Origin of the sequence: Acinetobacter sp. SFB, assembly GCF_001647545.1 — a bacterium.
Lineage (GTDB): Bacteria > Pseudomonadota > Gammaproteobacteria > Pseudomonadales > Moraxellaceae > Acinetobacter.
This window is the reverse complement of sequence record NZ_LSZH01000012.1, coordinates 304,041-310,925: the sequence shown is the minus strand read 5'-3', so window position 1 is coordinate 310,925 and position 6,885 is coordinate 304,041. Positions and strand designations below refer to the sequence as shown.

6 protein-coding genes are annotated in these 6,885 nt (G+C 44.7%); 3 read left to right on the top strand and 3 right to left on the bottom strand.

The genetic code is table 11. The features are described 5' to 3' along the window. The 3 genes from AY606_RS08770 to AY606_RS08760 form a co-directional block, all read right to left on the bottom strand. On the bottom strand, positions 1-474 hold a 474-nt coding region (locus tag AY606_RS08770), incomplete at its 3' end, for an NAD(P)/FAD-dependent oxidoreductase (protein WP_155858155.1). Positions 475-596: 122 nt separating this feature from the next. Continuing rightward, positions 597-1,835 carry an MFS transporter gene (locus AY606_RS08765; protein WP_067867178.1) on the bottom strand — a complete coding sequence of 413 codons (1,239 nt, stop codon included), beginning with the start codon at positions 1,833-1,835 and terminating at the stop codon, positions 597-599. A 57-nt stretch (positions 1,836-1,892) separates the two neighbouring features. Then, positions 1,893-3,047, bottom strand: a complete 1,155-nt coding sequence (locus AY606_RS08760) for an acyl-CoA dehydrogenase family protein (RefSeq protein ID WP_067867176.1) — start codon at positions 3,045-3,047, stop codon at positions 1,893-1,895. Between the two features lie 311 nt (positions 3,048-3,358). Between AY606_RS08760 and AY606_RS08755 the strand changes: the two genes are divergently transcribed. The 3 genes from AY606_RS08755 to AY606_RS08745 are packed head-to-tail and all read left to right on the top strand — an operon-like array spanning position 3,359 to position 6,883. Then, positions 3,359-4,138, top strand: coding sequence for an enoyl-CoA hydratase (locus AY606_RS08755; protein WP_067867174.1), 780 nt, complete (start codon positions 3,359-3,361; stop codon positions 4,136-4,138). Between the two features lie 3 nt (positions 4,139-4,141). Beyond that, positions 4,142-5,659 carry a 3-hydroxyacyl-CoA dehydrogenase gene (locus tag AY606_RS08750; protein ID WP_067867172.1) on the top strand — a complete coding sequence of 506 codons (1,518 nt, stop codon included), beginning with the start codon at positions 4,142-4,144 and terminating at the stop codon, positions 5,657-5,659. A 21-nt stretch (positions 5,660-5,680) separates the two neighbouring features. Then, positions 5,681-6,883, top strand: coding sequence for a 3-oxoadipyl-CoA thiolase (locus AY606_RS08745; RefSeq protein ID WP_067867170.1), 1,203 nt, complete (start codon positions 5,681-5,683; stop codon positions 6,881-6,883). The last annotated feature ends 2 nt before the right edge of the window (positions 6,884-6,885 follow it).

Sequence of the window (6,885 nt, the reverse complement as noted above, 5' to 3'; positions counted from 1 at the left end):
GCCTTTTACCGTACCATCTGCATGATAGAGGATTTCTGAAGCGGCAAAGCCCGGGAATATCGACACTTCCAGCTCTTCGGCTTTCGTGCCTAACCAGCGCACCACGTTGCCAAGCGAGATGACATAGTTGCCCTCATTGTGCATGGTTTTTGGCACCATCCAGTGCGGTGCTTCTTGTGATTTTTCATCTGAAAGCAGGAAGAATGTTTTGTCTTCTGTTACAGGCACATTAAGCGGCGCGCCTTGTTCTTTCCAGTCCGGGAACAACTCATTCATGGCACGCGGTTCAAGCACGGCACCCGACAGAATATGTGCACCAACTTCAGAGCCCTTTTCCACGACACAAACGGACAGATCGTTTAGATTGTTTTCAATTGCAAGTTGGCGGATTTTGATCGCTGCAGAAAGACCCGCAGGGCCTGCGCCTACGATAACGATGTCAAACTCCATCGATTCTCTAGTTATATCGTCCATAATGTAAAACCTTATTTCGCTTGGCGGTATTTTATCATTTTTAAAATTTGTTATGAAGTCTAATTTTATATTTTTCAAATAAAAAAAGCCTCTGAAGAGACTTTTTAAAGGTGTTTAAAAATTTATGATTTTTGTGGATCGTATTGTTTTTCTTTGATGAACAGAGCAGGGATCACACCACAAATAAAGTATGCTGCACCCATTACAAGGAAACCAAGACCAATAGAACCACCGCTTGCTAAGTAACCAATGACCGCAGGTGCAATGGCAGCACCAAGACGCCCCACATTGTATGAACCACCAATTGCGGTACCACGTACGGCTGTCGGGAAACTTTCAGTCATATACGTTGCATTTACACCGTATGGAATACCGTATAGGAAGCCGAAGATTACCAATAGATAAAGAATATTTTCTGGTGAGTTATAGAATACAATCAGAGGCAAGAAAATTGCTGTACCAATGGCACCGAATGCATAAGTAAAACGTCGTCCAATTTTATCTGCCATATAGCCAGCAAGGATTTTACCCAGAATCATTGCGGTATATGTACCGACCATATAAGCCGTCATTTCTTTAAATTTCATACCCAATTCAGTTTCTAGGTATGTTGGCATCCAGTTGTTTACACCATAGTAACCAAATTGCAGGAAACCCGCTGTTAATGCCCAAAGAATGAACATGTTACGGTTCTTCTTGTCCTGAAAAATCATTTTCCAGGTTGATTCAGCAGGTTTGTCTGTCACTTCAACTTTCTTGAAACGGTTTTCTTGCCATGCAGCAGGTTCTGGCACCATTAAATGCATCAGAATGGCCAAACCAATCGGTAACGCGGCCACGTAGAACAGCATACGCCAGCCATGGTCTGGAATTAACCAGCCTGCAAGCAAGGTTGCTACGATATAGCCCACTGTCCAACCGGCTTGGAGTGTGCCGAGTACCGTTGTACGGTATTTGGTCGGCACATATTCTGCCATCAACGTGTTAGAGGCAATATATAAAGAGCCCAAACCGAGGGATGCGAAGAAACGTAAAGTGCCGAATTCTGCAAAAGATCGAGTAAAACCAAGACCACAAGTTAATACAGAGAACAATAAAATCGAGACAACTACAGTGCGCACGCGACCAAACTTGTCACATGCCCATCCACCAAAAATACCACCAATCGCCATACCTGCCAGAGTAAAGCTTCCAAGCATCCCTGCTTCGACCGTTGTTAATCCAAATTCAGCTTTAATACTGCTTAAACTGTAAGATAAAAGCATTAAATCTGCGCCATCAACCAATAAGGCCAAGAACGCAAAAATAAATGCAATTTTCCATGTATTTGAATTGATTTTGGATAAAGTATTAACAGCCATAATCCATTACCTTATAAAAAAAGACTGAGTCGCAAGGAGAGTGACTCAGCCAAACTGTTAATGCGTAACTTCTTTAATCATGTTACGCGCAATAATTACTTGTTGAATTTGAGTTGTACCTTCGTATAAACGGAATAAACGCACATCGCGGTAAAAACGTTCAATAGCATATTCACTGATGTAACCTGCACCCCCATGGATTTGCACACCACGGTCTGCCACACGGCCACACATTTCTGTAGCAAACATTTTTGCGCAGGAAGCTTCAGTACTGACATTTTTGCCTGCATCACGAAGACGAGCCGCATCAAGTACCATACATTTAGCTGCATAAATTTCAGCTTTTGAATCGGCCAGCATGCCTTGAATCAACTGGAAGTTTGCAATCGCTTGGCCAAATTGCTTGCGTTGCACTGCATATTGAAGTGAATCATCTAACATGCGAGTTGCTGCACCAACGCTTATTGCGGCAATATGAATACGACCTTTATCAAGCACTTTCATTGCCGTTTTAAAACCAACACCTTCGACACCCCCGATCAATGCAGATGCTGGAATGCGGCAGTTTTCAAAGATCACATCACAGGTATGTGCGCCTTTTTGCCCCATTTTCTTGTCACGTTTACCCAGAGAAATACCCGGGGTTTTGCTATCAACAATAAATGCCGAAATTGCAGCTGAACCTTTCAACTCAAAATTGGTACGTGCCATTACCGTAAATGCACCGGCATGTGGGGCATTGGTAATAAAGCGTTTTGTACCATTCAAGATGTATTCATCACCATCTTTTACTGCGGTTGTTTTTAAAGATGCAGCATCAGAACCAGAATCCGGTTCGGTTAGGCAGAATGATCCAATAATTTCACCACTGGCTAAGCGCGGCAGGAAATATTGTTTTTGTTCTTCTGTACCATCAATGATCAGGCCAGAAGCACCAATACCGTTGTTGGTACCAATGAGCGAACGGAAAGCAGGAGAGGTGCGACCCAATTCAAAGGCGATATATACCTCTTCTTCCATAGTCAGACCCAGACCTTCATATTCTTCAGGAATGGTTAAACCAAACAATCCTAACTCTTGCATTTGCTGCACGATTTCTACAGGAATTTCATCTGTTTCAGCAACGAGTTCTTCATTTGGGATTAATACACCTTCAACAAATTGACGAATCATATCGACTAACTGGTCTAAGGTTTCCTGATCACGAATCATGTCCTAACTCCGTTTTTAGGATGTAAATCCTGTTCAGTTTTGAATAAGCAGAAATCGAACAAGATCTAGTCACTAAGCTAAATTTAATTGGATACTAATCAAAAAATCACAACTAAACAACATAAATAAAAGTAAATATCGCTATGCGGTATTTATCTTTTAGTATACTTAATGCATAAATTGTTGTTTTTAATATAAATTAATTTATTTCATACCCAGATAAAATATTTAAGTATCCTAAAGTAAGCTTGAATCATCGTAAAAACTATGTATATTGGTTTTATTGTACCGCAGTGCGAAATGAGAGAATTATGGAAAGCACCCAAATATTGAAACTGAATATTCAAGAAGATGGCGTGGCGATTGTAGAAATTCATCGACCCGAAGCAAGGAATGCACTCAATCTGGAATTACGTCAGGCACTCTCACACACTTTTCAGCAGTTAAACCAGAACCCCGCTGTACGCGCGATTGTACTGACCGGCGGGGAAAAAGTGTTTGCCGCCGGCGCGGACATTAAGGACTTTACCACTGCAACTACAGCGCAAATGTATCTGCGTCATACCGAACAGTACTGGCAAAGCATTGTCGATTGCACTAAGCCGATTATTGCGGCGGTCAACGGCTATGCCTTGGGTGGTGGCTGTGAACTGGCGATGCATGCTGACATCATCATTGCCGGGCAGTCGGCAAAATTCGGACAACCTGAAGTGAAACTGGGACTCATGCCGGGTGCGGGTGGTACGCAACGTTTGCTGCGTGCCATTGGCAAGTTTAAAACCATGCTGTTGGTGTTGTCGGGTAAATTCATCAGTGCTGAAGAAGCAAGCCAAATGGGTTTGGTGTCTGAAGTGGTTGAAGATGAAAATACCATTGCCCATGCACTTGAGATTGCAAAAACCATCGCGAGCTTCTCTCCAATTGCGGTGCAGCAAATTAAAGAAGTAACCAACTTGGGTCAGGACTTGTCATTGCAAGGTGCACTAACCTTAGAGCGTAAAGCCTTCCAGATTCTATTTGACACCCAAGATCAAAAAGAAGGTGTAAACGCATTTTTTGAAAAACGTCCTGCACAGTACACTGGAGAATAAGATATGACCATTCAATCTATTGCGTTGATCGGCACTGGTGTAATGGGCATGGGCATAGCGCAAATTGCTGCGCAAGCCGGTGTTGAAGTTCGCTTATTTGATGTAAAAGCCGGTGCCGCAGAAGCCGGCTTGGCCAAACTCACAACCATGCTGGAAAAATTGCAGGCCAAAGGTAAATTCACGGAACAGGTGCTGAATGAAACCCTGGCGCGTTTTATGGTTTTAGACAGTATTGAACAGATTGCCGGTGTGGACATGGTGGTTGAAGCCATCATTGAAAACCTTGAGGTCAAGCAAAATTTGTTTAAACAAATTGAAGCGATTGTTGCACCCACCACGATTTTAGCCACCAATACATCTTCATTGTCTGTAACCGCAATTGCCTCAAACCTTGAATATCAGGGGCGGATGGCCGGTTTCCATTTCTTTAACCCTGTGCCACTCATGAAAATTGTCGAAGTGATTGCAGGTTTAGCCACCGAGGAACAGGTGGTTGCAGATTTGTTAGAACTGGCACAGCGCATGGGACATTTTGGTGTCCGCACCAAAGACACTCCTGGATTCATCGTTAATCATGCTGGCCGTGCTTACGGCACCGAAGCGTTAAAAGCGTTGGGTGAAGGCGTTACCTCTATTTCAGAGATCGACCGTATTTTACGTGATGGTGCGGGTTTCCGTATGGGGCCGCTGGAATTATTTGACCTGACTGCGCTTGATGTATCGCATCCGGTGATGGAATCGATTTTTAATCAGTTCTATCAGGAAGACCGTTACCGTCCGCATGCTTTAACCCGTCAAATGTTGGCTGGAAAGAAAATTGGTCGTAAAGTTGGTGAAGGCTTTTATAAATATACTGATGGCAAAAAGACCAATGAAGCACCCGTATCAGCTGTTCCAGAAGTAACAAACTTTAATGCAGTATGGATTATGGCGGATCGTGAGCAAGATGCCAGCGTATTACGTGATTACATCCGCACGCAAGGTCTCGTATTGGACAGCGCAGAAAAACCTGCAGCAGACAGTTTGATTCTCTTGGCGACTTATGGTGAAGACACGACCACGGCAGCGATCCGTTTCAATGTCGATGCAAGCCGTGCCGTGAGTATTGATTTGCTGACCGATTTTGCCAAGCACCGCACCTTGATGCCATCGATTGTCACTGGGAAAAATTACATCGACCAGGCGCATGCGATCTTTGCCCAAGATGGACAAGGCGTGACGGTGATTGCTGAAAGCGTTGGTTTTGTGGCGCAGCGTGTATTGGCAATGGTGGTCAATCTGGCGTGTGATATTGCACAACAACAAATTGCCACAGCATCAGATATCGACAAGGCGGTGAAACTGGGTCTGGGTTATCCGCATGGTCCAATTTCATGGGGAGATGTATTGGGTAGCCAACGTATTTTGCTGATTCTAGAGCGAATCTATGCCAATACCGGTGATCAGCGCTACCGTCCAAGCCCATGGCTCAAACGTCGTGCACAACTGAATTTATCTTTACTTCACAGCGCAGCTGTCTAAGCAAGTCAAAAGGAATTTTTTATGCTAAATGCCTATATTTATGATGGCGTACGTACCGCATTTGGTCGTCATGCCGGTGAGCTTGCAAAGATTCGTCCCGACAATCTGGCTGCGCATGTAATTAAAGCCTTGGTAGAAAAGCACAATTTACCGAACAATATCTATGATGAAGTAATTTTGGGCAACACTAACCAAGCGGGTGAAGACAGCCGTAACATCGCACGTCATGCCGCATTACTTGCAGGTTTGGATGTAAAAACGCCGGCGCAAACCGTGAACCGTCTGTGTGCATCTGGTTTGGCCTCTGTCATTGATGCAGCGCGTGCCATTAGCTGTGGCGAAGGCGAGATTTTTATCGCGGGTGGGGTCGAGTCGATGTCGCGTGCGCCATTTGTATTTGCCAAATCTGAAAAAGCTTTTGGTCGTGATTTTAAAGTGTTCGATTCTGCGATTGGGGCGCGTTTCCCAAACCCTGCTCTTGAAAAGCAGTTTGGTGATGACACCATGCCAAAAACTGGCGACAACGTTGCAGTTGAATATGACATCAGTCGTGAAGATGCAGATACCTTTGCCGCAGCATCGCAAGCCAAATATGAAGCGGCAAAACAGGCCGGTTTCTTTGAAGGTGAAATTGTCGGTATTGAAGTGCCGCAAGGTCGCAAGTTAGCGCCTAAATTAGTCGCGCTTGATGAGCATCCACGCCCATCGTCTAATATGGAAGCTTTGCAAAAACTGAAACCATTGTTTGAGGATGGTGTCGTCACTGCGGGTAATGCTTCAGGGGTCAACGATGGTGCTGCGGCATTAATTATTGGTTCCCAGCAAGCTGAGCAAACCTTGGGCTTTAAGCCGATTGCTAAGATTTTGGCATCGGGTGCAGCAGGGATTGAGCCTCGTATTATGGGCGCAGGTCCCGTTGAGGCAATCAAACTGGCATTAAAACGTGCCAACCTGACCTTGGCAGACATGGACATTATCGAGATCAATGAAGCCTTTGCCTCTCAAGTGTTGGCCTGCCTTCGAGGTTTGGACGTTGCACTGGATGATCCGCGTGTAAATCCAAATGGTGGTGCGATTGCAGTCGGTCACCCACTGGGTGCATCGGGTGCTCGCCTGGCATTATCAACGGCACGTGAACTGCAACGTAGCGGCAAAAAATATGCCGTGATCAGTCTATGTATTGGTGTGGGACAAGGTCTCGCAATGGTTATTGAACGCGTATAAAG